The sequence below is a fragment of the Crystallibacter degradans genome (assembly GCF_012952295.1).
Classification (GTDB): domain Bacteria; phylum Actinomycetota; class Actinomycetes; order Actinomycetales; family Micrococcaceae; genus Crystallibacter; species Crystallibacter degradans.
The window spans coordinates 429,185-455,095 of the sequence record NZ_JABBCH010000001.1 but is presented as its reverse complement, the minus strand read 5'-3'; the positions used below and the strand labels follow the sequence as shown (position 1 = coordinate 455,095).

General features: G+C 65.5%; 29 protein-coding genes and 1 riboswitch. Of the genes, 13 read left to right on the top strand and 16 right to left on the bottom strand.

Annotation, left to right across the window (positions count from 1 at the left end):
• Window positions 1-5: 5 nt before the first annotated feature.
• The 3 genes from HGO92_RS02005 to HGO92_RS01995 form a co-directional block, all read right to left on the bottom strand.
• Entirely contained in the window at window positions 6-1,343 is a 1,338-nt protein-coding gene (locus HGO92_RS02005) for an NtaA/DmoA family FMN-dependent monooxygenase (protein WP_169991376.1), read from the bottom strand.
• A complete protein-coding gene (locus HGO92_RS02000; protein WP_169991374.1) occupies window positions 1,343-2,107 on the bottom strand; it encodes a 3-oxoacyl-ACP reductase in 765 nt (254 codons plus the stop codon). Before HGO92_RS02000 ends, HGO92_RS02005 begins: the two co-directional genes overlap by 1 nt.
• Window positions 2,108-2,159: 52 nt before the next feature.
• Window positions 2,160-2,253: riboswitch (TPP riboswitch) on the bottom strand.
• Between the two features lie 72 nt (window positions 2,254-2,325).
• Window positions 2,326-2,670 (bottom strand): hypothetical protein, encoded by a 345-nt coding sequence (locus HGO92_RS01995; protein WP_169991372.1) that lies wholly within the window; start codon window positions 2,668-2,670, stop codon window positions 2,326-2,328.
• A gap of 266 nt (window positions 2,671-2,936) precedes the next feature.
• Here HGO92_RS01995 and HGO92_RS01990 point away from each other — a divergent pair, with 266 nt between their 5' ends.
• Window positions 2,937-3,287, top strand: coding sequence for a hypothetical protein (locus HGO92_RS01990; protein WP_169991370.1), 351 nt, complete (start codon window positions 2,937-2,939; stop codon window positions 3,285-3,287).
• 47 nt (window positions 3,288-3,334) lie between these two features.
• Here HGO92_RS01990 and HGO92_RS01985 read toward each other — a convergent pair whose 3' ends face one another.
• Window positions 3,335-4,732 (bottom strand): dihydrolipoyl dehydrogenase family protein, encoded by a 1,398-nt coding sequence (locus HGO92_RS01985; RefSeq protein ID WP_169991368.1) that lies wholly within the window; start codon window positions 4,730-4,732, stop codon window positions 3,335-3,337.
• A gap of 162 nt (window positions 4,733-4,894) precedes the next feature.
• On the opposite strand from HGO92_RS01985, the gene HGO92_RS01980 reads away from it, so the two are divergent.
• The 6 genes from HGO92_RS01980 to HGO92_RS01955 all read left to right on the top strand — a co-directional run bounded on the left by HGO92_RS01980 (window position 4,895) and on the right by HGO92_RS01955 (window position 10,868).
• Entirely contained in the window at window positions 4,895-5,086 is a 192-nt protein-coding gene (locus tag HGO92_RS01980) for a hypothetical protein (RefSeq protein ID WP_169991366.1), read from the top strand.
• Between the two features lie 85 nt (window positions 5,087-5,171).
• A complete protein-coding gene (locus HGO92_RS01975; protein WP_169991364.1) occupies window positions 5,172-6,248 on the top strand; it encodes an AraC family transcriptional regulator in 1,077 nt (358 codons plus the stop codon).
• 183 nt (window positions 6,249-6,431) lie between these two features.
• The gene (gene catA, locus HGO92_RS01970) at window positions 6,432-7,277 is read left to right on the top strand and encodes a catechol 1,2-dioxygenase (protein WP_169991363.1); all 846 of its coding nucleotides are present in this window, start codon (window positions 6,432-6,434) and stop codon (window positions 7,275-7,277) included.
• A gap of 69 nt (window positions 7,278-7,346) precedes the next feature.
• A complete protein-coding gene (locus HGO92_RS01965) occupies window positions 7,347-7,937 on the top strand; it encodes a flavin reductase family protein (RefSeq protein WP_205834088.1) in 591 nt (196 codons plus the stop codon).
• 28 nt (window positions 7,938-7,965) lie between these two features.
• Window positions 7,966-9,567 (top strand): 4-hydroxyphenylacetate 3-hydroxylase family protein, encoded by a 1,602-nt coding sequence (locus tag HGO92_RS01960; protein ID WP_169991361.1) that lies wholly within the window; start codon window positions 7,966-7,968, stop codon window positions 9,565-9,567.
• A gap of 119 nt (window positions 9,568-9,686) precedes the next feature.
• The gene (locus tag HGO92_RS01955) at window positions 9,687-10,868 is read left to right on the top strand and encodes an MBL fold metallo-hydrolase (RefSeq protein WP_240974335.1); all 1,182 of its coding nucleotides are present in this window, start codon (window positions 9,687-9,689) and stop codon (window positions 10,866-10,868) included.
• Between the two features lie 147 nt (window positions 10,869-11,015).
• Here the strand turns inward: HGO92_RS01955 and HGO92_RS01950 are convergent, their stop codons facing one another.
• Entirely contained in the window at window positions 11,016-11,255 is a 240-nt protein-coding gene (locus tag HGO92_RS01950; RefSeq protein ID WP_169991359.1) for a DUF6221 family protein, read from the bottom strand.
• Window positions 11,256-11,321: 66 nt separating this feature from the next.
• A complete protein-coding gene (locus HGO92_RS01945) occupies window positions 11,322-13,070 on the bottom strand; it encodes a pyruvate dehydrogenase (RefSeq protein ID WP_169991358.1) in 1,749 nt (582 codons plus the stop codon).
• A gap of 91 nt (window positions 13,071-13,161) precedes the next feature.
• On the opposite strand from HGO92_RS01945, the gene HGO92_RS24185 reads away from it, so the two are divergent.
• Complete coding sequence (locus HGO92_RS24185) at window positions 13,162-13,296, top strand: hypothetical protein (protein ID WP_277351849.1); 135 nt, start codon at window positions 13,162-13,164, stop codon at window positions 13,294-13,296.
• A gap of 1 nt (window position 13,297) precedes the next feature.
• On the opposite strand, the gene HGO92_RS01940 is transcribed toward HGO92_RS24185, so the two are convergent.
• From HGO92_RS01940 to HGO92_RS01930, 3 genes are all read right to left on the bottom strand, one after another.
• A complete protein-coding gene (locus HGO92_RS01940) occupies window positions 13,298-13,588 on the bottom strand; it encodes a DUF3040 domain-containing protein (RefSeq protein WP_169991356.1) in 291 nt (96 codons plus the stop codon).
• A 289-nt stretch (window positions 13,589-13,877) separates the two neighbouring features.
• On the bottom strand, window positions 13,878-14,108 hold the full coding sequence (locus tag HGO92_RS01935; protein ID WP_169991354.1) for a hypothetical protein: 231 nt from the start codon (window positions 14,106-14,108) through the stop codon (window positions 13,878-13,880).
• 81 nt (window positions 14,109-14,189) lie between these two features.
• Window positions 14,190-15,185: an NAD-dependent epimerase/dehydratase family protein gene (locus HGO92_RS01930; protein WP_169991352.1), complete on the bottom strand. Its 996-nt coding sequence runs from the start codon at window positions 15,183-15,185 to the stop codon at window positions 14,190-14,192.
• A 202-nt stretch (window positions 15,186-15,387) separates the two neighbouring features.
• Here HGO92_RS01930 and HGO92_RS01925 point away from each other — a divergent pair, with 202 nt between their 5' ends.
• Complete coding sequence (locus HGO92_RS01925; protein ID WP_169991351.1) at window positions 15,388-16,506, top strand: NAD(P)-dependent alcohol dehydrogenase; 1,119 nt, start codon at window positions 15,388-15,390, stop codon at window positions 16,504-16,506.
• 170 nt (window positions 16,507-16,676) lie between these two features.
• A complete protein-coding gene (locus HGO92_RS01920) occupies window positions 16,677-17,534 on the top strand; it encodes a pullulanase X25 domain-containing protein (RefSeq protein WP_169991350.1) in 858 nt (285 codons plus the stop codon).
• A 133-nt stretch (window positions 17,535-17,667) separates the two neighbouring features.
• Here the strand turns inward: HGO92_RS01920 and HGO92_RS01915 are convergent, their stop codons facing one another.
• Together HGO92_RS01915 and HGO92_RS01910 are read right to left on the bottom strand one after the other, a co-directional pair.
• Window positions 17,668-17,940, bottom strand: a complete 273-nt coding sequence (locus HGO92_RS01915) for a DUF3040 domain-containing protein (protein WP_169991348.1) — start codon at window positions 17,938-17,940, stop codon at window positions 17,668-17,670.
• Window positions 17,941-18,046: 106 nt separating this feature from the next.
• Entirely contained in the window at window positions 18,047-18,991 is a 945-nt protein-coding gene (locus tag HGO92_RS01910) for an NAD-dependent epimerase/dehydratase family protein (protein ID WP_169991346.1), read from the bottom strand.
• A gap of 137 nt (window positions 18,992-19,128) precedes the next feature.
• On the opposite strand from HGO92_RS01910, the gene HGO92_RS01905 reads away from it, so the two are divergent.
• The gene (locus HGO92_RS01905) at window positions 19,129-19,848 is read left to right on the top strand and encodes a TetR/AcrR family transcriptional regulator (protein WP_169991345.1); all 720 of its coding nucleotides are present in this window, start codon (window positions 19,129-19,131) and stop codon (window positions 19,846-19,848) included.
• Window positions 19,849-19,888: 40 nt separating this feature from the next.
• On the opposite strand, the gene HGO92_RS01900 is transcribed toward HGO92_RS01905, so the two are convergent.
• Complete coding sequence (locus HGO92_RS01900; protein ID WP_169991343.1) at window positions 19,889-20,599, bottom strand: HAD family hydrolase; 711 nt, start codon at window positions 20,597-20,599, stop codon at window positions 19,889-19,891.
• 217 nt (window positions 20,600-20,816) lie between these two features.
• Here HGO92_RS01900 and HGO92_RS01895 point away from each other — a divergent pair, with 217 nt between their 5' ends.
• Window positions 20,817-21,542: a hypothetical protein gene (locus HGO92_RS01895; RefSeq protein ID WP_169991342.1), complete on the top strand. Its 726-nt coding sequence runs from the start codon at window positions 20,817-20,819 to the stop codon at window positions 21,540-21,542.
• A 75-nt stretch (window positions 21,543-21,617) separates the two neighbouring features.
• Complete coding sequence (locus HGO92_RS01890; protein ID WP_169991340.1) at window positions 21,618-22,019, top strand: hypothetical protein; 402 nt, start codon at window positions 21,618-21,620, stop codon at window positions 22,017-22,019.
• Between the two features lie 84 nt (window positions 22,020-22,103).
• On the opposite strand, the gene HGO92_RS01885 is transcribed toward HGO92_RS01890, so the two are convergent.
• The 4 genes from HGO92_RS01885 to HGO92_RS24180 form a co-directional block, all read right to left on the bottom strand.
• The gene (locus HGO92_RS01885) at window positions 22,104-22,718 is read right to left on the bottom strand and encodes a DUF305 domain-containing protein (RefSeq protein ID WP_169991339.1); all 615 of its coding nucleotides are present in this window, start codon (window positions 22,716-22,718) and stop codon (window positions 22,104-22,106) included.
• Window positions 22,719-22,833: 115 nt separating this feature from the next.
• Window positions 22,834-23,301, bottom strand: coding sequence for a DUF6153 family protein (locus HGO92_RS01880; RefSeq protein WP_169991337.1), 468 nt, complete (start codon window positions 23,299-23,301; stop codon window positions 22,834-22,836).
• A 105-nt stretch (window positions 23,302-23,406) separates the two neighbouring features.
• Window positions 23,407-25,554 (bottom strand): heavy metal translocating P-type ATPase, encoded by a 2,148-nt coding sequence (locus tag HGO92_RS01875; protein WP_169991336.1) that lies wholly within the window; start codon window positions 25,552-25,554, stop codon window positions 23,407-23,409.
• A gap of 28 nt (window positions 25,555-25,582) precedes the next feature.
• The gene (locus HGO92_RS24180; protein WP_346768845.1) at window positions 25,583-25,810 is read right to left on the bottom strand and encodes a heavy-metal-associated domain-containing protein; all 228 of its coding nucleotides are present in this window, start codon (window positions 25,808-25,810) and stop codon (window positions 25,583-25,585) included.
• Between the last annotated feature and the right edge of the window lie 101 nt (window positions 25,811-25,911).

Sequence of the window (25,911 nt, the reverse complement as noted above, 5' to 3'; positions counted from 1 at the left end):
CCAGTCTATAAAGCGGAGCCGGCGGTTGCCCTTACTTCAGCCGCGGCAGCCGGACGGTCCAGCCCCAGGTGCTCGCGCAGTGTGCCGCCCGTATAGGAGGTGCGGAACAGCCCCCTGCGCTGCAGCACCGGAATGACGCGGTCCACGAACTCGTCCAGGGAGTCCGGCAGCAGCGGCGGCATCAGGTTGAACCCATCCGCGCCGCCGGAGCTGAACCAGAGCTCGATCTGGTCCGCCACCTGTTCCGGCGTGCCGGTCATGGTGCAGTGTCCGCCGCCGGCAGCCAGCCTTCCGAGCAGCTGGCGCACCGTGGGCTTTTCGGCGTCGATAATCCGCAAAATGGTGGTGTAGCGGCCCTGCGGGCCGGTAAATTCCGACGCCGGCGGGAGGCTGGGCACGGGCGCGTCCAGCTCCCAACCGCTGCAGTCCTGCTGGATGAAGGTGCCCAGCTGGGCCAGGGAGTGTTCCGTGGGCAGCAGCGCATCGGTTTCGGCCTGCTTGGCCTTGGCTTCCGCCGTCGTTGTCCCGAGGTAGGTCACCAGGCCTGGCATGACGGCCACCTTGTCCGGGTTCCGGCCGGCGGCGGCGATACGGCGCTTCACGTCCGCGTAGTAGGCCTGTGCGCCGGCCAGATCGTAGGCGACGGCGTAGATGCCTTCGGCATAACGGGCGGCGAGGTCGCGTCCCTGCTCCGAAGCGCCGGCCTGGAACAGCACCGGCCGGCCCTGCGGGGAGCGCGGGACGGTGAGCGGGCCGTCCACCAGAAAGTGCTTTCCGGCATGGTGGAGCGGCAGGACTTCGGCCGGATCCGCGTAGTGGCCCTGGCGGTCGAGGACAAGCGCGTCGTCGGACCAGGAATCCCACAGCCGCAGGGCGACATCGATGAACTCGGCGGCGCGGTCGTAGCGTTCCTGATGCCCGGGCATGGCCGCCATGCCGTGGTTGCGTGCTTCGGCGTCGAACATCGACGTGACGATATTCCAGCCGACGCGCCCGGCGCTGATATGGTCCAGCGAGGCCAGCATGCGGGCTGCGTGGAAGGGCGTGTAGAAGGTGGCCGAAACCGTGCTGACGAGGCCGATCCTGCTGGTGGCACGGGCCATGGCGGACAGGGCGGTCAGCGGTTCCAGGTGCCAGAGCGGACCGGCGCCCAGATTGCCCGCGGAGTGCCCGTCGGCGAAGAAGACGGCGTCGAACAGGCCTCGCTCGGCGGTTTGGGCCAGCCGCTCGTAGAACGCGATATCGCCGAGCTGCTCGATGGGGGACTGCGGCCGGCGCCAGGCGGCGCTGTGGTGGCCGCAGCCGAACAGGAACGCGTTGAAGTGCAGTTGCCGTGCAGCCACTAGTTCATCACCAGTCCGCCGTCGACCATCAGGTTCTGCCCGGTCACCGAGCGGGCCCAGGGCGACGCGAAGAACAGTACCGCGTCGGCGAGTTCATCCGGCGTCGTTACCTTGCGCAGCGGAGTGGAGGCGGCGATCAGGTCGAAGACCTCGTCCGGGGTGGCGGCGCTGGCGTCGGTGGTGCGGAGCAGCCCGCCGGAGACCATGTTGACGGTGACGTTGTGCTGGCCCAGGTCCGCCGCCAGCGTCCGGGTCAGCGAGAGCAGGGCCGCCTTGGCTGCGGTGTAGTCGTGGTAAGGCACCACCGGATTCTGGAAGAGGTTGGTGCCGATGTTGATGATCCGACCGAACCGCTGGCCGCGCATGCCGTGAAGTGCTTGCTGCGTGGTGTTCAGCGCGCCGCGCACGCTGCCGGAGAATTGGGTTTCGAACTCGGACCAGGAGATGTCGGCGGCGCCGGAGCGGGCGTCCCCGTTGAAGGAGAAGTCCGCCAGTGCGTTGTTGACCACCGTGCTCACTGCGGCGCCGAAATGGGCTTCGGCACGGCTGAACAACTCCGCCACCTGGCCGGCATCGGTGACGTCCGCCGGCAGTGCCACGGCCTGCTCCGGCCCGAACTTGGCGGCCAGTTCCTCGGCGGTCGAGCCGCTGTTGCGGTAATTGATCACTACCCGGGCGCCGGCTTCCGCGAAGGCTGCGACGATCCGAGCGCCGAGGCCACGGCCGCCGCCGGTTACCAGTACGGTCTGTTCTGCGAGCTGCATAGAGGTTCTCCACCTTGAGTAAGGCGAAAAGATGGGTGCAGCGCACCGCACGGCAGCCGCTGCATGACATCCCTTCGCTAGTACGAACTAGATCAGGTTCAACGGGTTTGCTCTCAGCCCCTCAAGGGGCACCCCGTGTCACTGCCTGCGAGTCTACCTGCGTGAACCGGCTACTGCAGCAACGCCACCTCCATGCGGTCTAATTAAGCTCCGCGCCGTTACGCCCGGTAGTCCAACACCACTTGAGAAGGCGGTCCCTGAGCCAGCATCTCCTTGGTGACCCCATGGAGCTCCAGAATCTTGTCCTTGAACCAGACGTCGAAGGGGTCCTCGGAGGCAGCCAGCTTGCTGAACCCCGCGGAGACGCTCTCGCCCTCGTGGAACAAGGCGGCGAAGTCTCCTTCGGGACTCTGGACCAGGCCGATCACTTCACGGCTGGCTCCGAGGCGCTGCCGGGACTGGGCGAAATCGTCCTTGCGCGGACCGTTGATCTCCTCCACGAAAGCCCTCCACGCCTCAAGCTTCCCGGGCAGGATAGGCACAAACCAGGTAATACATTCCATGACGGATCCTTCTTTTGCTGCTGCAGGGAACTCATGGTGCGAGCCGGTGTAGGGCTCATCGTAGGCCCGGCCCGGGAGCGCTAACACCCTCAATCTGAGGGATGCGGCGGCGCTAGGCGCGTCTAACCTGGGTAACCGGTAGCAGGCCGTCCTACAGTAAGGAACTTGGGTCATTCCCGGGCGCCTCCGATCCCCGTTTGGGAGGGCTAATCTGGAGCGGTGATCATCGTCCTTGGGGCATTGATGGTTTTCCTGGGCCTGCTCTGGTGGGCCTCTCCCTCCTGCTGCCGGACGGGATCGCGCTGGTTGGAACCGTGGTTTTTGGCGGAGCCGTGGTTGCGGTGCTGGCGTTTGTATACGTGAAGTCAGAGCGCTTCGGCCGGCCGGAACAACGGGAGTACAGCCGCCGGTTCCGGGCCGTGCTGCGGGAAGCCGGGCGTGCCGGCCGGTACGAGGAGATCTGGGCCGTCACCCGCAGGGAAACAGCCGATCAGGACATGGCACTGTTTATTGCCGCCGAAGATCAAGGGCTCCTCGACGGATTCATCGCCGAATGGGACCAGGCGCTGCGGCACGGCCGGGAGGACGATTTCTTCCGGGAGCGCCGGCAAGGCTGATACGGCCATCTCCACTATCTGGCCCGCAGCGCGGCCGTCCCGGTGGCTCAATCCTCAAGGTATGCCGGGGTGACGAGCAGGTTCAGTCCTTCGGCAATGGTCGGATGCGTGATGACGGCATCCCGGACCGCCGTGAAGTCCAGCCCTGCCAGCATGGCCATCTGGACCACGGCAATGGCTTCACTGGCCTCGGTGCCTAGCAGCGCCACGCCCAGGATCCTGCCGGTCTTCCGGTCCAGCACGGCCTTCCAGACGCCCTCGGTCTGGCCCAACGTACGGGCGCGCGGAATGGCGGCAACCGGCATCTTGGCGATGCGCACGTCGTGGCCGGCGTCGCGGGCTTGCTGCTCAGTCAGGCCGACCCGACCCAGCTCCGGCGTGATGAAGACCGTGTAGGGGATGAGCCGTCCGGCGGTGGTGCGGGCTTCGCCGTCGCCATGCCGGGCGGCCAGATTGGCCTTGAGGATGCGGTAGTCGTCGTAGGAAGCGTGCGTGAACTGCGGGGTCCCGGCGGCATCGCCGGCGGCCCAGACGCCATCCCCCGCCCGCAACTGCTGGTCGACCTCGATGAAGCCGCGGTCGTCCAGGACTACGCCGGTGGCTTCCAGATTGGCGCCGTCGGTCATGGGTTTCCTACCGAGCGCCACCAGGACGTCCTCCGCGCTGAGCCTTTCGCCGTCGTCGAGGGTGATGGTGACCGTGCCGTCCGCAGCGCGCTGGATTTTCTCGGCTGCGGCGCCGAGTCGGACGGTGATGCCGGCGTCGATAAAGGCCTTCTTGACCGCGGCCGACACGTCTTCATCCTCGCGGCCAAGCAACTGCTTTCCGCGCTGGACGATCGTGACGTCAACGCCGATGGTGTTGAGCAGGTCAGCGAACTCACAGCCGACGTAGCCGCCGCCGAGGATGACAATGTTCTCCGGCAGGGACTCAAGCTCCAGCAAAGTGTTGCTGGTCTGTACCCGGGCCTCTGCCAGCCCGGCGATGGGAGGCAGCGCTGGTTCGGTGCCGAGGTTGATCACGACGTCGGTGCCGCGCAGGACGCGTGTGCCGCCGTCGTTCAGGTCGACGTGCACCGTTCTGGGGCCGGTAAATTTCGCTTCGCCCAGAATGAAGTCCATGCCGGAGTCGGTGAAGCTGGTGAGCTGCCCCTTGACCATAGTGCCGACGACGTCGTCTTTGCGGTGCCTCAGCAGGGCCAGGTCCATCCGTGGGTCTTCGACGCCGGAAATGCCGAACTCTTCGGCGCGACGGACGGTCTCCAGTACGCGGCCGCTGTTGATCAGGGTCTTCGTGGGAATGCAGGCCACGTTAATGCAGGTGCCGCCGATCATGCCGCGTTCAACCATGGCAACTTTTTGCCCGGCCTTGGCCCGGTCCATCGCGAGGGATTTGCCCGCCTTGCCGCCGCCGATGACCAGCAGGTCGACTTCTTCAATGTCCATGATGGTCCTCCTGAAGTGTGTCGCCGGGCAGTGCCGCCCTCGGCTCGATCCTACGCGGGACGGCGTCTAGAAGGGTGTAGACAGGTTGCTTAGCACCTACCTACGCTGGGAATCCGCCGTCCGGCAACCCGCAGGACAGAGCAACGCCCAGGAGCGTCCACGATGACCGGTGAAGAGAACGAAAACAAGGATCAGCCCGAGGACTCGGAACTGCATCCGCACGAACCCCAGCCGGCCGCCGAAGCCGGCAGCAGCCAGGAGGAGCCGATGGAGGCGTCGGCCGGCCCGGATTCGGAAAAGGTGGATGGCTCAGCCGAGGCCCAGAACGCCAAGGAAGGCGGTTACGGCTACTGACATCCGGTGCCTAGACCAGCGAACACCTTCTCGGCAGAGTGCCGGGCTATCGGGAAAATGTGATTCACGCTACACTACTTGATCCATGAGCCAGCACCACTTTGATGCCGCGCGGCGTGCCGCTGCAAGGCAGGGCTCTGCCCCGGGACAGGAACAAACCACAGTTCCGGCCCCGGGTCTTGCCAGTCACAAGCCTGCCAAGCTCCTGAAGTTCAGCACCGACGGCATCCCGGCTACCAATCGGGTCCAGCTCTGGGAGCACCATAACTCCAAGGCGTTGATTCCGCTGGACATCCGCACCATGGACGATGCCCCGCTGCAGGCCAGCGAGGTGAACCTGCATTTTCCCTCGCTGAAGTTTGCCCAGGTCAAGGGCAGTGCGCAGGTAGTGGAACGAAACGAACGGTTCATCCGGCAGAACCCCATGGACGCCATTGCCGTCTTCTTCGCGTTGGAAGGCGAAGCATTTTTCTACTATGGAGACGGACAGGAATCGCTCAAACCCGGACAAGCGGTCATCTACGACGCCGACCGGCCGTTTCTGCGGGGCTTTTGCAAGGGTCTGCGTGAACTGGTGCTCACCATCCCGCGCGATGACTATCTGGAACTGTCCGGCGGGAAACCGCTGTTAAAGCCCCGGGTCTTCAACTTCAATCAGGGCGAGTCAGCGAACCGGCACATGCTCGCCTTGGCCAAGTTGGTCAGCGGTACGATCGTCGGGCAGGCGCAGCCCGGCCAGCCCTCGGATCTGGAGCGCGCGGAGGACTCGGCCCTGGAACTGCTTAGCCTCATGATCAGAGGGGAGCGCAGCGGCACCGGTGCCGGCTACCTTGCCACCGCCCGCAGTTACGTCGAGGACAGGCTGGGCGATCCGCGGCTCAGTGCCGCCGAAGTTGCCGCGGCGGTCGGCATCAGCGAACGCCATCTGACCCGGATCTTTGCCGAGGCCGGCGAACCGCCCAGTCTTTATGTCCTGGGCCTGCGGCTGGAGCTGGCTCGGACCATCCTCTCCGATCCAACCCAAAGAACGACGCCGGTGGGCCGGATCTCCGCACAGGCCGGCTTCGCGTCGCAAAGCTATTTCACCCGTGCATTCAAGGCGCGTTTCGGGCTCACTCCGCTCCAACTGCGCAAAGACGCCCTCCTCAGCGTCGCGCCTTAGGTTCCGCACCGCCGTCGAAGTCATCCGCACCGAAGACAGAGGTGCGCCGTGCCGGATTAGCACCCACCGGACCTGTTTTGTCACTGTTCGGCCGGATCCTCGTGAACAGCCCCCGCCAATTGGTGTGATCCAGAACACTGTTGTCTAACGGCGATATCGCCGAAGACCATAGGAGGGACAGTAATGACTACTGAAACACAGGCAACGGCGGCTGCTTCCGGTGCCAATGCGACGGACCGCTTTCGGGAGAACAAGAAGTTCGCGGCCGGTACCAGCCAGGAGCGGGTGGACCTGCTGGCCTCACGGGTCATCGGGGCCATCAACCAGACGATCCTGGAAGAAAAGGTCACCTACGACGAGTACAACGCGTTGAAGGCGTGGCTGATCCAGGTCGGCGAGGACGGGGAGTGGCCGTTATTCCTGGACGTATGGGTGGAGCACTCGGTGGAGCAGGTGGCCAACGAGAACCGTGAGGGCACGAAGGGCTCCATCGAGGGACCGTACTACATTCCGGACGCCCCAAAGCTTGAGTCCCCGGCGACCCTGCCGATGCGCGACGACGAGGAGGGCACGCCACTGCTCTTCCAAGGCCGCGTCACTGACCTGGCCGGAACGCCGCTGCCCGGAGCCACGGTGGAGATCTGGCACGCGGACGATCTGGGTTTTTACTCCCAGTTCGCCCCAGGCCTGCCGGAATGGAACCTGCGCGCGACCGTCATCGCGGATGGGAACGGCGACTACCGGATTCATACCATGCAGCCGGCCCCGTACCAGATTCCCACGGACGGTTCCTGCGGCAAGTTGATCGCGGCGGCCGGCTGGCATGCCTGGAGGCCGGCGCATCTGCACCTGAAGATCTCCGCGCCAGGGCACCAGCTGGTCACCTCGCAGCTCTACTTCAAGGGGGATGAGCATGTGGGCGACGACATCGCCTCCGCCGTCAAGCCCGAACTCATCCTCGATCCCACGCCCAAGGCGGATGGGAACGGCCGCGAAGTCACCTACAACTTCGTACTGGACGCGGCGTAACCGCAAGCTGTGCGGCCGGCGGGGCGACCCCACCCCCCGCCGGCCGTGCCCCAACAGCAGGAGGACATGATGTCTGAAACAACCCCCGTTGCCGCTGCCGCAACGGCCATCGATCCGCGCGAGCTGCGGAACACGTTCGGCCAGTTCGCGACCGGCGTGACCGTGGTGACCTGCCGCTCCGCGGACGGCACCCCGCACGGTGCGACGGTGAACGCGTTTACCGCGGTGTCGCTGGATCCGCCGCTGGCCCAGGTTACGCTGACCCGCAGTTCCAAGGCGGCCCAGTACCTGGAAGGCGCGCCGTTCGCGATCAACATCCTCTCCCAAGACCAGCTGGACGTCGCATGGCATTTCGCCGGTAGGCCGCTACCGGAAGAACCGGCCTGGACCGTGGACGGGGACGTCCCGGTCCTGCTGGAGAACAAGGCAACCCTGGAATGCCGGCCCTGGCAGGTGTACGACGGCGGCGACCACGTGATCGTGATCGGCGAAGTCCACAAACTCGAGACCACGGACCGGGAACCACTGCTCTTCTTTGGCGGCAAGTTCCGCGAGATCGGCCCCATGTCCGGCTCCAGCCACTGGCACCACTGCGGCGACTCGCTGGAGGCCGGCTGGTTCTCCGGCGCCGATTCCTTCAAACCCCTCATCCAGGCCTGACGGCCGCTGAACTGATAAGGACACGACGATGACTGAAACTATCGACACCACGACCACCACAGGCAACGACACCGACATGAGCGCCCGGACCACGCAGGCGGATCAGCTCAAGCCCCAGACCGGCGATGAATACATCGAGTCGCTCCGGGACGACCGAGAGGTCTGGATCTACGGCGAACGGGTCAAGGACGTCACCACCCACCCGGCGTTCCGCAACTCCGTGCGGATGGCCGCCCGCCTCTACGACGGCTTCCACAAACCGGAAACAGCAGATAAGCTCCTGGTCCGCACCGACACCGGCTCCGGCGGCCTGACGCACCCCTTCTTCAAGGCCGCGCGTTCCATTGACGACCTGAAGGCGTCGCGAACCGCGATCGAAACCTGGGCGCGGATGTCCTACGGCTGGATGGGCCGGTCCCCGGATTATAAGGGCGCGTTCCTGGGCACCCTGGGCGGGATGCCGGACTTCTACGAGCCGTTCCAGGACAACGCCAGGCGCTGGTATGCCGAGTCTCAGGAGAAGGTCCTGTATTGGAACCACGCCATCATCAACCCGCCGGTGGACCGGCATCTGCCGCCGGACCAAGTCGGCGACGTGTTCATGAAGGTCGAAAAGGAGACCGACGCCGGGCTCGTTGTCTCCGGCGCGAAGGTCGTTGCCACCGGCTCGGCCATCACCCAGTACAACTTCATCGCGCACTACGGGCTGCCGATCAAGAAGAAGGAATTCGCGCTGATCTGCACCGTTCCCATGGACGCACCCGGGGTAAAGCTGATCTCCCGTGCCTCCTACTCGCACCAGGCGGCTGTGATGGGCACCCCGTTCGATTACCCGCTCTCCTCCCGACTGGATGAGAACGATTCGGTGTTCGTCTTCGACAAGGTCCTCATCCCGTGGGAGAACGTGTTCGCGTACGGAGACATTGAGAAGATCAACAACTTCTTCCCGCAGACCGGGTTCCTGAACCGGTTCACGTTCCAGGGCGTAATCCGCCTGGCCGTGAAACTGGACTTCATCGCCGGCCTGCTGCTCAAGGCCCTGGAAATCGCCGGTACCAAGGACTTCCGCGGCGTCCAGGCCCGCGCCGGCGAAGTCATCGGCTGGCGCAACATGTTCTACGCCCTTGCCGACGCGATGGCGCTGAATCCGGATGCCGGCCCCGACGGGACCGTGCTGCCCAAGCTCGACTACGGCCTGGCGTACCGGATGTTCATGTCCACCGGCTACCCGCGTATCAAGGAAATCATCGAACAGGACGTGGCTTCCGGCCTGATCTACCTGAACTCCTCCGCGCTGGACTTCAAGACCCCGGAGATCCGCCCTTACCTGGACAAGTACGTCCGAGGCTCGGATGGCATCCAGGCCGTGGACCGGGTGAAGCTGATGAAGCTGCTCTGGGACGCGATCGGCACCGAATTCGGCGGCCGGCACGAACTCTACGAACGCAACTACTCCGGCAACCACGAAAACGTGAAAGCTGAGATCCTCTTCGCCGCCCAGGCCCAGGGCCACACTGACATGATGACCGGCTTCGCCGACCAATGCATGTCCGAGTACGACCTGGACGGCTGGACCGTACCCGACCTGATCAACAACGACGACGTCAGCATCTTCCTTAAAAAGAACTAGCTGTCGCAGCGTCAGGCCGCGACGCTACGTTCGTCGCGGCCTGACGTCCGGCTGCCAGCAAGAGCACCCAATACAGGTTTCGAAACGGTAATTCAGGAGAACTATTCGTGTGTGACATCTTGAGCAACATCGCGTCCTCAGGCGTTAGCCGGCGAAAGATGCTGGCAAGTTTTGGTGTTGGTGCGGCCGCCGCTTCTCTGGCAGCATGCAGTCCGGCTAGCAGCGCTGCCTCGACCGCATCGGCTGCCTCCCGGCGCTTCGGCCCTCTGCCGTTGAGCGGACAACAAACCAAACTCGTACTTCTCGGAACATCGGGCGGGCCGCCATATTGGCCGGGCAGCGAGCGGCAGGGCATATCTTCTGCACTCGTCGTCGGGGACCGATACTACGTCATCGATGCGGGTCACGGAGTCATGCACCAGGCGCGTAAAGCAGAACTAGGAACAAAATTTGAGACGGATATGGAAGGCCCCTTAGATGCTCTTGCGGGAATTTTCCTGACGCATCTGCATTCGGACCATGTCGTCGATTTGAATAACATCCTTAGCGAGGGGCTCTACAATGGTCTGCAATCTGTAGACAGGATCCCGATCTGGGGACCGGGGAACCGTGGACAGGTGCCCGAACTTTTCGGCCCCGGGCTACCGCCTGAACCCGTCAGCCCAGGCAACCCCACGCCAGGAACCAAAGAAATGACAGACCTCATCGTGCAGGCCTTTGCCACGGATTTCAACGATCGCTTATTCGATAACCGCAAGCCGCGTCCGGAAGAGCTTTGGGAAGCTCATGACGTTCCCGTTCCTGCCCGTTATATGAAGGATCCGAACACTGATCCGTGTCCCGAGATGGATCCCTTCACGTTCTTCGAGGACGATTACGTCAAGGTCTCGGCAACGCTTGTGAACCACGCCCCGGTTTTCCCCGCTCTGGGATACCGATTCGATACCGACGCTGGCTCCGTTGTCTTCTCAGGTGACACAGGTAAAACACCCAATATCATCTCCTTGGCGAAGAACGCTGACGTTCTCGTCCACGAAGTCATCGACAAGTCGTGGCCCGAATCGCTCTTCCCTGAACCACGCGACGAAGCACAGGAAGGGTTGTATCAACACCTGATCCAAGCACACACGGTGATTGAGGACGTCGGTCCAATAGCCCAGGAGGCAGGTGTCGAAACGCTGGTGCTGTCGCATCTAGTTCCGGGTAATCGGCCCGATGAAGTCTGGGAGGCATGTGGTGAAGGTTTCGACGGACGCTTAATCATTGGGCACGATCTGGACGTTATTGGAATCGGTTCGTAAAGAGCGCGCCGGCGAGCTGCCAGATCGCCGGGTGTCCTTGTCAGCAGAGGTTCTCCGACCCCTCATATGGAGAGGCTGCGCTTTGTAGCGGGCACTGGCACCGCCGTCGGGCGTTGGTTAAACGCACAGGCTCTTGGGCTGCCGGAGCTAAGGGCGCCACTCGTCCCGGTAGGCGGGATGCCCGGCGTATGGCACGGCCATGATCAGCAGCATCGGTCTGCGGTGGACGGCGTCGAGGCGCTGCAGCTGCTCGATCATCCGGCGCTTCGCCTCGCACTCGGCCAGGGCCCGGTCCAGCACGGGAACGGACGCGGTGTGCCACCAGGAGTGCAGGTTGGACTCGTCCTCGGCGATCCTCGCCAGCAGGAATTCGACGATGTCCTCCATGCACCCACCGTACGCCGCAGTGGACCCCGGCTGCTGGCGCAGCCGGAGAGCCGTCCGACTCCGCGGTTAGCCGCGGGGGATGTTGCGCAGGTTGCTCCGTGCCATGCTGACAGCTTCGCCGGCTCCCCTGTTCAGCACGATTTTGGACATCGCGGTGGCGAAGCCGAAGACTTGGGTCCCGGTGATCTTCGGCGGCAGCGAGAGCGCCTTCGGATCGGTGATGAGTTCCACCAGCGACGGGCCCGGGTGGGCGAAGGCGTCCCGGTAAGCCTTCTCGATGCCGGCCGGATCGGTGACGCGGACGGCATGGAAGCCCATGGCCTGGGCGATAGCGGCGTAGTTGGTGTCCGGGACATCGACGCCGAAGTCCGGGAGCCCGTCCACCAGCATCTCCAGCTTCACCATGCCGAGGCTGGAATTGTTGAAGACGACGACGTTCAGCGGCAGCCGGTAGGCCGCCGCGGTGACCAGTTCGCCCAGCAGCATGGAGAGCCCGCCGTCGCCGGAGACGGAGATGACCTGGCGTTCGGGGTAGGCCAGTTGCGCGCCGATGGCGTGGGGGAGGGCGTTGGCCATGGAGCCGTGCAGGTAGGAGCCGATCAGCCGACGCGTGCCGCGCGGGGTGATGTAGCGGGCGGTCCAGACATTGCACATCCCGGTGTCCGCGGTGAAGACGGCGTCCTCGGCGGCGACCTGGTCCAGCAGCGAGGCGGCATACTCGGGGTGGATGGGTTTGATCTTGTCGGCACGGCGCGTGTAGGCGCCCACGGCCTTGTTCATCAGCTTGTCGTGCTTCTTGAGCATCTGGTCCAGGAAGCGGCGGCTCTTCTTGCGTTTGAGCAGCGGCATCAGGGCTGCCAGCGTGGGCAGCACGTCGCCGTGGATCGCGATGTCCACATCCGTCCTCCGGCCCAGGTGCTCCGGCGCCCGGTCCACCTGGGCGGTGCGGGTGTCCGGCAGGAACTGGTCGTACGGGAAGTCGGTGCCCAGCAGGATCAGCAGGTCCGCGTCCTCAATGCCCTCGGCCGCGGCACCGTAGCCCAGCAAGCCGGTCATGCCGATGTCGTACGGATTGTCGTACTGGATGAAGTCCTTGCCGCGCAGCGAATGCCCGATCGGCGCGCCGATCAACTCCGCCAGGGCCACCACTTCATCGTGCGCGCCTTCCACGCCGGCACCGGCGAAAATGGCGACCTTGCCGGCGTCGTTAATCGCGTCCGCGAGCTGTTTGACGCTTTCGGCGGCCGGCACCACGGTGGCGGGCAGGAACGGGGTACACAGCGGCGTCGGGGCTACAGCCTCCAGGCTGGCGATGTCGCCGGGCAAGGTAACGACGGCGACGCCCCGCTTGCCGAGGGCATGCCGGATGGCGCTCTGCGTGACCCGCGGGGCCTGCTCGGCGGTGCTGACCATTTCGGAGTAGACCGAGCATTCGTTGAAGAGCCGGTCCGGATGGGTTTCCTGGAAGTAGACGGTGCCGATCTGCTTGCTGGGAATGTGCGAGGCGATCGCCAGCACCGGCGCACCCGAGCGGTTGGCGTCGTAGAGCCCGTTGATTAAGTGGAGATTGCCCGGCCCGCAGGAGCCGGCGCAGACCGCCAATTGCCCGGTCAGCTGGGCTTCAGCCGCCGCGGCGAAGGCTGCGGCTTCCTCATGGCGGACGTGGATCCAGTCGATGCCGCCCTTGGCCGCCCCGCCGGTCTGCCGGACCGCGTCCACAATCGGGTTGAGGCTGTCGCCCACTATCCCGTAAATCCGGCGGACCCCCGCGGCGCGGAGTTGGTCGACGAGCTGGGCTGCGACTTCTTGGGCCATGACGGAACGCTCCCGGTGGTTGGAGGAAGTTACCTGTTCCGGCCAATATAGCCGAGTTGCCGCTTCAGGCGAGGCAGACCGGGGGGAGCGCGTGGAACAACCCGATGTTGGTCGAAGCCCGGGCGCGCCGGAACTGTCCGAGCTGAAGCTGGTCACCCCGGACCTGAAGAGAATCGCCGCCGGTCAGGACGCCGCGGTGGAAAAGCTCAACTCACTGCAGGACTGAGCTAGTGCTGGGGGCCGTGATGCACGTGCCCCCGGAACCAGTCCGTGCCGGAGACCAGCAGCCCGCCCGCGAACGCGATGACACCCACCATGGCCAGCAGCAGCGAGTTGCCGGCGATACCGGCCAGCAGCAGGAACGCCCCGGCCAGCGCCATTAATGCCCCGTTGCCGATTCGGTGCCCGAAGACGAGGACACCCTTGCCGGAGAGGGATTTGGCCAGGCGTGGATCATCTTCTTCCAGCTGGTGCCCAAGCTTGTCCAGCCGTTGTCGTTCCTCATCGGATAATGACATTTCGCGCCTCCTCGAGACCGTGCCGACGTACTACAAATTTACCGCTGTTGGCCGGAAACGGGCAGGACCTTGTGCCCCGAGGATCCGGATCGAATGCAATCGTTATCGCGCCGGAGCCGGGCAAGGACCACGACGGCGGGACGTTGCCGAACCGTGACAGGTGGGCCCGTTTCAAAACGCATGCGGACGATGCCTGCGCTGAATTGGTTCGGCGGCCGGCCGCCGTTCGCTTTCCCGACAACTGGCCCCGCATAGATCGATGGCCAGTGATCCGGCGGCCGCGCCCGGCTTAAGGCTCGCGCGGCGGGATGACCGGTCCGGGCTCCGGGATCGGCAACGGACCGGGAGCCGGCGGCGGCGGTTCCGGCGGGTTGTCCGGCTCGGGGCCGGGCAACGGGTTCGGGAACGGATCCGGTGTCATCGGATCAGGCTCACCGGGCTCATTCGGCCTGCCGGGCTCTGACGGGTGCGGCGAGGTGGGATCCGGATCCGGTTCCGGCGGCGGCTGTGGAATAGTCATGACGATGCCCCTTCTGCGCGGCGTGCTGCCAGCGTACAACCGTGGTCCGAAGGCCACAATGGCCCGCTCTTGCACAGCCCGTCACAGTGCGGCGAGGAGCTCACGCTCTTCCTGGGCGGTCAGTCCGGCCTTGCGCTCGCGGTCCGGGCCGGCCGCCTGCTCCCAGTCCAGCACGTCCGCCAGCGTCTCGGCGAGCGGCCGCAGCTTCAGCCCTGCTGCCACGGCGGCGCGGTTGTCGCGGGACGCGAACCCGGAGTACTCGGGCAGCGGCAACCACAACGGCAGGGAGCGCTCGCCGGACCAGTAGTTGACGCCGGCGTCGGCCAGCCGCTGCGGCGCCACGGAAACCACCGGACCGGTGTGGCCTGCGGCCTGACGGGCAAGCTCCAGATGCGCCGACAGCATCATCGGCTCACCGACTGCGTTGAACGTGCCGCTGGCTTTGCGCTCCGCTGCTCCAACGAGCCAGGCCGCCAAGTCCCGGACATCGATCACCTGCGTAGCCAGCTCCGGCGCATCGGGCACCAGCACACTGTCGTCAGGGGCCGCCGGGCGGGCGAAGCGCAGCGGCCAGTAGCCGGTGCGGTCGGAGACATCACCGGGGCCGGCGATCAGACCGGCGCGTGCGATGATCGCCCGGCCGGGACCGAACGCGTCCAGCACGTGCTGCTCGCAGGCGGCCTTGGCTTCCCCGTAGGTCTCCATCGATGCCATGACGTCCGCATTCAGAGCCGGAAGCAGCGGGGCCGACTCATCGGCGCCCGGGACATCGTGCCCCGCGTAGACGCTGCAGGAGGAGACGAAGATGTACCGGTCCGCGCAGCCGGCGAGGGCCTCCGCAGCCCGCCGCACCTGGCCGGGCTGGCTCGAGACGTCGACGACGGCGTCCCAAGACTGCCGCCCGACCGCAGCATAGGCGTCCGGCAAGTCCCGGTCGGCGCGGCGGAAGACCGCGCCGTCCGGAACCGGCCCCGACTCGCCCCGCGCCAAAGCGGTCACGTCGTGGCCAAGCCGCAGCGCCGCCGTCGTAATTTTTCCGCCGAGCCATGCCGTACCGCCGAGCACCAGGATCTTCATAGCTTTTATGCAACCTCTGATCGCCGCCGTGCGCCGCAGGATTCACTGACGGTGAACTTGGCGTTGACCGCCATGACCGTGCGGGAGTACCGCCAGGGCGTGGCCGGATGGCCCTAGCCGGGTCCTCCTTCCGCACCTAGGCTGGCCTCAGCACGATCCACGCCGGGGCGAACCTACGGCCCGCTTACCTGAGGTGGAAACGATGACGACATCAGCCCGGGCCGCCGTCCTGCGCGGAACGCACGAGGACTTCGCGCTTGAAGATATAACTCTGGACGATCCGCGGCCGGACGAGGTGGTGGTGCGCGTGGTGGCCAGCGGGGTCTGCGGCACCGATCTGGGCGTGCAGGCGGGCCATATACCGTTTCCGCTGCCCGGCGTGCTGGGGCATGAAGGCGCGGGGATCGTGGAGGCCACGGGCAGCGCCGTCACATCCGTCAAGCCCGGCGACAAGGTGCTGATGACCTTCACCAGCTGCGGTGTGTGCCGGAACTGCCGCTCCGGGCATCCGGCGTACTGCGTGGAGTTCCTGTCCCGCAACCTGCTCGGCGGCGGACGGGCCGACGGCAGCGCGACCATCCGCCAGGGTGATGAGGTGTTGCACGGGCACTTTTTCGCCCAGTCCTCGTTCTCCACCCTGGTGCTGGCCGACGAGCGCGGGCTGAGCAAGGTGGATCCGGACGCGGACCTTTCCCTGTTGGCACCGCTGGGCTGCGGCATCCAGACCGGGGCAGGCGCGGTGCTGAACGTGCTGCGGCCTGCACCGGGCAGCACCCTGGCGATATTCGGCGCCGGGGCCGTGGGCCTGGCCGCCGTGATGGCTGCGGCGTTAACCGGATCGGTGCGGATCATCGTGATGGACCTGGTGGATTCCCGCCTGCAACTGGCGAAGGAACTCGGCGCCACAGACGTGGTTAACAGCAAGGAAACCGACGCGGGGGAGGCGCTCGTGGAGCTGACGGGCGGATTAGGCGTCACCCATGCGATCGACGCCACCGGGAACGCCGGGGTGCTCGGCACGGCACTCAATGCGCTGGCCCCGCTGGGCGAGCTGGGACTGATCGGCGCGCCAGCCGCGGGAACGACCGTCGACGTCGATATCAATTACATGCTCAACGGCCGGCGGATCACCGGTATCACCGAAGGCGACTCGATGCCGCAGCTGTTCCTGCCGGCGCTGGTGGAGCTGGTGCAGCAAGGCAGAATGCCGCTGGACAAGCTGGTGGCGCCGTACGCGTTCGCGGACATCAATACCGCTGCGCAGGCGGCCAAGGAAGGCGCGGTCCTCAAACCCGTCCTGCACTTCCGCGACGAAAGCTGAACCGGCGCGCCGTGTTCCGAATCCGGGCAGGACACCTGTAACATCGTTGCCGATTGGGGAGAGCGGTGTCACAAACCGTTAAGTCATGAGGAATTAACCTTTAACTTATCCTTCCGGCATCACCGTCATGCCACACTGCAAGTAAGCGATCGACGATGGGGAAAACCATAATGAGCACAAATCCTGCCGACCGTACTAACCTGCGGCTGAAAATTGTCCTGGACACGCTGGCGGAGGCGGCTGCCTCCGGCGAGGCTGCCATGGGCGGCAGCGCAGTCCTGGCGCAGGCCATCACGCAGTTGCCCTTGAACGATGCCGAAAGCGAATTGCTTGCCGGGGGAGTCCCGCGGGGCCATAAGTCCCTGACCACCGCCACCAGCAAGCTGGTCAAGGCCGGCTGGCTGGTCAAGAAGCGCGGCGGCTGGGTGCTGACGGACGAGGGGCTGCGCGCCGCGGCCGCTTTCCCGGATGCTGAATCCCTGACCGACGCACTGCAGAACGGCTCGCCGGTTCCGGCTGTCGCAGCGGCGGCCGCGAAGACCTCCGGATCGAAGTCCGCGGTGGCACCGGTTGAGGAATCCAAGCAGGCCGGGGGCCGCAAGCCGCGCGCGAAGAAGACTGCTGCCGCAGCGCAAGCAGTTGCAGCAGCCGGAACCGCAGCGCCGGCCGCAACCGAACCCGCAGCTCCGGTCGAGACTGCAGCGCCTGCCGCGGCCGTGGATACCGCCGGGCAGCCGGAGGCAGTAGCGATCGCCGGTGACTTCAGCACCAAGCTCGGTGCGCCGGAAAACTGGCAGCCGCATTTCGACGAGGTCCAGATGGAACTGGATCCGTCGGACCGGCTCTGGAAGCTGACCGCGGAACTGCCCGCCGGCTACTACACCTACAAGGTCGCGCTGGACCGGTCCTGGGAAGAGAATTACGGTGCGTTCGGCGTCCGCGACGGGGCCAACCACGAGTTCCACCACGACGGCGGCGCCCTGACCTTCCACTACGACCACAAGACCAGGGACGTCAGCCGCGTCTAGCGGTATCAGGCCCGGCGGATCATCGGGTCCGGCGAATCCGCGGCCATCCGCTGGGACTGCGGTGCGTTTCAGTCCCTGAAACGCACCGCAGTCTCGCGCAGGTACTGGTCCTCCCGGACAGACACATAGCGGTTCAGTTTTGACGGATCCAGTCCGTGGCCATCCGGAACATCCCCGCGAGCAGGGTGACCAGGCCGATCACGGACAGCACCGAGTTGTTCGTCGAAATGCTGAACAGCAGGAGCAGGGCACCGACCAGCATGAGCTTGGCGCCGAAGCTTAGTTTCCAGCCGGCTCCTGGCTGGCGGCCCTTGCCCGAGAGCGAAGCCGCGAGTCTGGGGTCTTCCGATTCCAGCTGCTGTTCCAGTTCGGCCAGCCGCTTTCTCTCCTCGTCGGACAGGGGCATGGACGGCTCCTCAAACTGGATGATGTCAGCGGGACGGCCTCCGCTCTTCGGCGGCGGACCATCAGTATACGTACCGGTTGCCGTTAAGCGGCAGGTGCGGCCGGATTTACCGCCGGGCAGAAGCATGTTCGCCCTGCCACCAATGCACCGTCTCTTCCGCTGCCGCCGCGAACGGGGTAGGAGCCAGCCCCAGCAGCGCCTGCGTGGAGGGCGAGTCCATGACGAACGGCTCCTCGAACTGGTAGAGCATCTCCGCGAGTTCACGGGCATCGGCCGACAGCAGGCCCGCGGCGCGCACCACCCACCCCGGAATCGCACCAACCTTCGGCGCTGCTACTCCTGCGGCGCGGGCAAAGGCCGCCGCCATGGTCCGCTGCGTCACCGCCGGTCCGGTGGGAGCATGCAGCACCGAGTTCCAGGCCGCCGGGTTGTGCGCGGCCGCGATCATCGCCGCGGCGAGGTCGGGCACGTAGGTGAAGGAATGCGGCATGTCCGGGTTTCCCATCACCCGGATGGTCCTGCCCGCCAGGACTGCCGGCACCATACGCTCGCCGGCGTGGGCATTGAGCGCCCGCGGACCAAAGTAATCCGAGGCCACCATGCTCACGGTCGGCGTCGCCGAAGCCGCCCGCGCCCGAAGCAGCTGCGCGCGGATGCCGCGTTTGCCGCACGCTGCGTTCCGTGAACTGCGCTCCGTCATGACGTCCTGCGGCCGGTCATAGGAGTAAAGGCTTTCCGGGAAAACAACGACGGCGCCGGCCCGCCCGGCTGCCTTGAGTACCGTTTGTTCGGCGGCCGGGAGCTCATGGGCCCACGTCTTGGCGCTGTAGGCGCTGGCATGGATGCAATGGAAGACCGCGACGGCGCCTTCGAGTGCGGCTTCGAATCCGGCCGGCTGCGAGACGTCGACTTTCCGTCGTTCCACCAGAGGGTGCTCGGGTCCGCTGCCGGAGCGGGTCAGCAACCGGACCCCGTGGCCCTGTGCGGCGAGTTGCTCGGCTGCGGTCCAGCCGATGGGCCCGGCGCCGGTGACGATGTGCAGATCTGACATTGCTTGTCCCATCCCTGGAGTCTCAAGAATTGGAGAGCGGTGCTCTCTCAACCCAGAATGCGCCGCCGTTGCAATCCTGTCAAGAGCACTGCTCTCTGAAGTTGACAGTGCTCTCTTGCGGCGGCAGGGTAGAGGGCATGGCTGGTACTCCGCGGGAGCGTGCACGAGAGCAAACCATCACTGAAATTATCCGGATCGGCCGGGAACATCTGGCGGTCGAGGGCGCGGCAGCGCTGTCCCTGCGGGCTGTGGCGCGCGATCTTGGCGTCGTCTCCAGCGCGGTGTACCGCTACGTCAAAAGCCGCGACGAGCTGCTGACCCTGCTGGTCGTGGACGCCTACAGCGAGCTCGGCGACGAGGTGGATAAAGCAGTCGTGTCCGCCGGTGCGGATTTCATCATGCAGTACAAGGCTCTGGCCCGGGCGGTACGCGGATGGGGAATCCGTGAACCGTCCCGCTACGCGCTGCTGTTCGGCAGCCCTGTTCCGGGCTACCGTGCCCCTGCCGAGCGCACCACCGGCCCCGGAACGCGGGTGATCCGGGCGCTGGTGGACATTCTCGAAACGGCCTATCGCACCGGGAAGATCGTGCCAAGGGAGCAGGGGGAACAGGGGGAACAGGGGGAACAGGGCGCGCTGCGGCCGGTTCTCGCCGACGATCTGGCCAAGATCCGCGCCGAGCTGGATTTGTCTGCTCCGGAGCGGCTGGTCGTCCACGGCGTGATGGTCTGGTCCGCGCTTTTCGGTGCCGTCAGCTTCGAGGTCTTCGGGCAGTATGGGGAGAACACATTCACCGACTCGGCCGGACTGTTCGAACAGCATCTGGAGGTCCACGTCAGGTTACTGGGACTCGAATAGCCCGGCGCCGCCGTCGTTGTTTTAGGGTTGTGGTCTGGTTTTACCGGTTTTGGTCTGCATCCGCAGCGTCCGCGGCCAGTCGGCCCAGGGCGCTGGTCTCGAAGTTCGCCAGCAGTGCCGCCGGATCCGTGTGGATTTCGACGGCGCCGGCGTCCCGCAGTTCGGCCTCGCCGGTGCCACCGCAGGTCAGGCCGATGGTGGGGATGCCCAGTTCGCTGGCGGCGAGGACATCCCAGACCGCGTCGCCGACGAAGAGCGCGTCCGCCGCCTGCAGTCCGCCCGCTTTCAGTGCAGCGGCCAAGATGTCCGGCGCCGGCTTGCTCTCCTCCGCGTCCGAGGAACTCGTGGTGCCGGCCACCGCGTCGTCGGCGTGGATGGCGGCGGTGAGGACGTCCAGTTCGCGCCGTTTCGACGAGGACGCCAGCACCACGGTGAGGCCGGAACCGGAGCAGCGCTGCAGCAGGTCCTTGGCGCCATCGAACGCCTGCAGCGCCGGCCAATAGGTGGAGAAAACAGCGCCGTGGGCGGCTTCGGCCTGGCTGTCCTGGTCCTTGTCCCGGTCCTCGCCCAGCAGGTGCGCGATCAGCTTATCCGCGCCCATGCCCACCGCGCGGTGGATGGTGGCCATGGGAACGTTCCGGCCCAACTGGCGGAAGGCGTGCCACCACGAGATGGTGTGCAGATAGTTCGAATCAACCAGGGTGCCGTCCACGTCGAACAGTACGCCGAGCTTGCGGTTGGCCTGCTGCATGGTCTCCTCCTGGCCGTTCCTGCGCGGATGTGACCGAGTCTAGCGGCAAGCCTGCCCTGCCGCGGCGGGTCATAGTGGTAGAGGGTTTGATCGATCAACCTTCAACCACCCAGTTTTGGAGAGTATCCTAGGTAATCCATCCACAGCAGTAGGGGCCCGCCGGTCGGCGCCGCGCCCTCAGGACCTGCCCCAAAACTTACCGGATCGAGGTACGGCTGTGTACCAGCTCAAGGACGGATCGCCGCGTTATGGCATCCGCACTGAACATCATGACCAGGCATTGCAGCAGGACACGCTCCCGCGGGGCGGCAGCCCGGAAACGATCGCCCGTGAGGCCTCGCAACTTGGGCTGCACCATTTGGCGGCGGGCGCGGAGCACCGGCTGACCCAGTCCTGGGCGGACGAGGATGATGCGTTGCTGGTGTCGCTTCGGAACGAGAACCCGCTGGAACTCGCCGTGGCCGAGAAGATCGTCAACGAAAAGCTGGGCAGCACGAAGCAGTGGCTGCACAAGGCCCGCACCATCTATAGCCGACGCCTGGCCCCGGCGGCCGCCCGCCGGCAGACCGCCGGCATGCTGGCCAAAGCGTTGTTCCTGCGGCTGTTCCTGATTGTGCTGCTGATCGGCCCGGCCGTGTTGGCAGTCAGCGTCAACGTTCCGCTGCTGGTCCTGGTGCTCATCGGTGTGGCCTCGATCCTGGCGGCGATGTACCTCGGTGGCGTGGTGACGGAGTGGTTGCGGCTGCCGGTCCATCCTCCCGTCCGGGCAGGCTGGGTCAAGGAACTGCGGCGGGACGTGGTTGATGCCACCCTGCTGGCCGTGCTGCAGAACAAGCGGGCGGCTGTGGACCGCCAGACCGCTACGGCCGCCGCGCGCGGTTGGAAACATCTGAGCTTCGTCGCGGGGCAGCTGGACCGGATGGACCAGGGACCGGCACTCTGAGTAGCCCGCTGCCAAGGGGAGATTTGTGACGGAGCCGGCCCCCCCGCCGTCGTACTTTGGAATAACATCGGAAGTATGCCCAGCGCTTTGGAATCCATCGGTCTGATCACCGAAATTTTGACCTGGGTGGGGCTGGTGCCCGGGCTGCTGCTCCTGCTGGCCGGTTGGATTGTCCGGCACTCGGGCGTGAAGTGGCGCAGCGCGGACGGCGTGGTCTTCATGGACGGCGAGGGAACCGGTTTCCGCTGGTTCGACACGCAGCATGGCTTTCTGCAGGCCAGGCTGCCCGTCGAACAGGAGCGCAGCGTGGTGCCCGGATCCGACGTGCTGATCTATTACGACGCCCACCGGCCGATGACCTATCGGACCACGCCGCCGCCGGAGCGCGGGACCATACTGCTGCTGTTGGGCAAGATCCTCACCGCTGTCGGCGTCGCGGCCTTCGTTGCCGGGATCATCGTCATGCTGATGCTCTGAGTGCTCCCGGCGTCGCGGCATTTTGGGGTGCGCTGCCGAGCGGCGGCGGCCATGACTGCAACCGCCGCCGCGGGTATAGGCCAGCTACAGCGCCGCGAGAAGGTTGTTCATCTTCTCAATTTCCGCTTTCTGGTCCGCCACAATGGTTTCCGCCAGGGCGACGGCGTCCGGGTCTTGCCCGTTGGCGGCTTCCTCTTCGGCCATGGCGATGGCGCCCTCGTGGTGCTCGATCATCTGGGTCAGGAACATCCGGGCTGCCTCATCGCCGGGGGCCGCCTCAAGCGCGGCGAGGTCGTCGGGGCTCAGCATGCCTTCCATGGCATGGTCGCCGGACATCTCCATCGGTTCGTCCCAGCTCTGTAGCCAGCCCGTCATTTTCTCGATTTCCGGGCCTTGCGCAGCCTTGATGTCTTCTGCCAATTGGGTGATCTGCGGATCGAGACTGTCTTTGGCGAGCATGATGTCGCTCATCTGCACGGCTTGTTCGTGGTGGGGGATCATCATCTGCGCGAACATCGCGTCGGCGCTGTTGTGGCTGCCGCGAGCGTCAGAAGAGGCAGGGGCGGGGGAGCGGGACATGGTGCTGTGGTCCATGCCCGTGGATTCATTGGTGGTATTCGAACCAGTGTCCGAGCCGCAGCCGGCCAGGAAAAGGGCAGCGGCAACGGCGGTCGCCGAAAGAGCGGTAAAGCGTTTCATGATGGGTTCCTTCGAAAGTAATCTCAGACTGCTGAATATGAGTGCGCCCTGGCCGGCAGAGGATGCAGGGTCAGGCGGCGGCAGCCTTCCCGGTAGACGGCAAGGCTCAGGAACTCTAGGTGCGGCTGATCGAGAGTTGAACGAGTGAAGGAGGACGAAGCGCAGGCACGCCCGGGCCGACTGCATTGGGTGGCGCACGGAGGCCGTCCCCGCTTCTGAGCCGGAGCCATTTGGGGACGAAGAGCAGGACGAAACCGGCCACGATCGTCATCAGCACGCAAACAGCGGCCATCAGATGATGGCCACCGGCGCAAGGTCCGTTGCACCCGCCGGCAGGAAGTATGCCATTGGCCGTGTCAGCCGAAGGGATGGCCGTGTCCGCTGCGGGCACATGATGCGCGGCATGGGCAGTATCTGCCGAAACCGATGTGGAGTGACCGGGTGCCGCCGGTACGGAAGCCTGGTGCGAGACATTCAGGATGTGCATCCCGATGATGCCGAAGATGATCGCGGCCACTCCCAGGAGCAATGCCACGGTGGGGCGTAGGTGCAGGCTGAGGCGGGGTGCCGCGCCGTAGCTCATCGTTCCCTGCCTTTCCCTCAGGCCACATCTGCTGGCCGCCATCAACGGTATCGAAGGGTGCGGCCCCGGGCGAATCCGCCCAGGCCCACACGCACCGCCGACCGGCTATTGCACAGCGGCAGGATCGAGCTTGATGCGGCGCAGCAGTTGGGCGTTCAGGGCCACCACGATGGTGGACACCGACATCAGTATTGCTGCTACTGCGGGGGAGATTGCGACGCCGGCAAAGGCCAGTACACCCGCGGCCAGCGGGACTGCGATGACGTTGTAGCCGGTGGCCCAGATGAGGTTCTGGACCATCTTGCGGTAGCTGGCGCGGGACAGATCCACCATGGACAATACTGCCCGCGGATCGTTGCCGGCCAGGACCACGCCGGCCGATTCCATCGCCACGTCCGTTCCCGCTCCAATGGCGATGCCGACCTCGGCCCGGGCGAGGGCAGGGGAGTCGTTCACACCATCGCCGACCATGGCCACCTTCAGGCCGCGGGACTGCAGTTCGGCGACTTTCTTGTCCTTGTCCTGCGGCAGGACCTGGGCGAAGACTTCGTCGATGTTCAGTTCAGCTGCCACGGCATCGGCGACCTGCTGCGCGTCCCCGGTGATCATGGCGACCCTGATGCCCCGCTTCTGCAGGGCAGGGATCGCCTGGCGGGATTCCTCGCGGACCTCGTCCTCCAGGCTGACGGCCCCGATGACCTCTCCGCCGCGGATTACATGAAGCACGGAAGCGCCGCGTTCGACCCAGGGACGGGTCTGGTTCCGCAATTCCGGTGGGACCTGCAGGCCTTCGGCCGCGATCAGGTTCGGTCCACCGACCATGACGGCGGAGGCACCGACGTCGGCCTTGACCCCGCGGCCGGTCAGCGAGGCGAAGGCGCTGGCGTTCGGTACGCGGAGACCGCGTTCCCGGGCTGCGGAGACGATTGCCCGGGCGGAGGGATGTTCGCTGTCCGCTTCCACGGCCGCGGCCAGCGCCAGAACGTCGTCGTCGTTCATTCCCTCGGTTGCCGCAATGCCGGTCAGGCCGGGCTGTCCCTTGGTCAGGGTTCCGGTCTTGTCGAAGAGTACGACGTCGATAGTGCGCATGCGCTCAAGCGCGATGCGGTTCTTGATCAGGACTCCGGCACGGGCCGCCTGTTCCGTGGAGATCGCGATGACCAACGGGATGGCCAGGCCGAGGGCGTGCGGGCAGGCGATGACCAGGACGGTGACGGTACGGATGACGGCCTCGTCGGGGCTGCCTAGGAGTACCCAGGCGATGAAGGTGATGATGCCGGCGCCGAGGGCGAAGTAGAACAGGAACGCCGCCGCCTTATCCGCCAGCGCCTGCGCTTTGGAGGAGGACGCTTGTGCTTCGGCAACCAGACGTTGGATGCCGGCCAGCGCGGTGTCGGTGCCGACCGCGCCCACTCTGATCCGCACTGCACTGTCGGTTGCCACCGTTCCGGCCACCACGCTATCGCCGGGGCCACGCGGTACGGTCTTGGACTCACCCGTGATCATTGATTCGTCGAGTTCGGCCCGGCCCTCGATGATTTCGCCGTCGGCGGGCAGGCGCGCGCCGGAGCGGACCAGGACGACGTCGTTGACGGAGAGCTCGCTGAGGCTGACAGTTTCCGTGCCGTGTTCGGTGATGCGTTCGGCTTCATCGGGCAGCAACTCGGCGAGTGCGTCCAGGGCGCCCCGTGCCGAGCCGAGGGCGCGCATTTCGATCCAGTGGCCCAGCAGCATGATGACTACGAGCAGGGCCAGCTCCCACCAGAAGTCCAGATTGAAGTTGCCGATGCCCAGTGTGGTGATCCAGGATGCGACGAAGGCGACGGTGATGGCCATCGCGATGAGCAGCATCATGCCCGGCTGCCGGCTGCGCAGTTCCGTCCAACCGCCCTTGAGGAACGGCAAACCACCGTAGAAGAAGATCAGCGATCCCAGGACCGGGGGGATCCAGAGGGAGCCCGGGAATTCCGGGATGTGGTAGCCGAGCAAGTGGGCAAACATGGGGCTGAAATAGACCACCGGGACGGACAGCGCGAGGCTCAGCCAGAACTTGTTCTTGAACATGGCCGTGCTGTGTCCGGCATGCTGGCCGTGTTGGTGGACGGCATGTTCCTCGTCGACGGCGGAGTGGGCAGCATGGCCGTCCGGCATCGCCTGGCCGTGCGTGTTGTGGTCCATGTGCTCAGCTTCGGAAACTGTCGCACTGGCGGAATGGTCTACGGATGTGTGCCGTCCGTGGTCTTCGTTGTTCATGGTCTTGCTCCCCTCCAGATCCGGCCGATCAAACCGTGCCGGCGAATTCGTACCCTGCTTCAGAGACGGCAGCGCGCACAGCGTCAGGGCTGATGTTTTCGGTGCCGTAAACGGTGACGGTGGAAACGCCGTCCGGCACAAGGTCCACTGCCACGTCGGCGATGCCCTCGAGCTTGCCCAGCTTCTCGGAGACGCCGGCAACGCAATGTCCGCAGGTCATGCCGGTGACTTTGAACTGCGTCGACCGGTGGCGGATGTCGGCTGTGTCTACCGCAACCGCCGGTTCTACTGCGCGGTTTCCCTGCGGGGAACAGCAGGCGCAGCCTGATGAAACCTGAATAAGCGGCAGGTTATGGC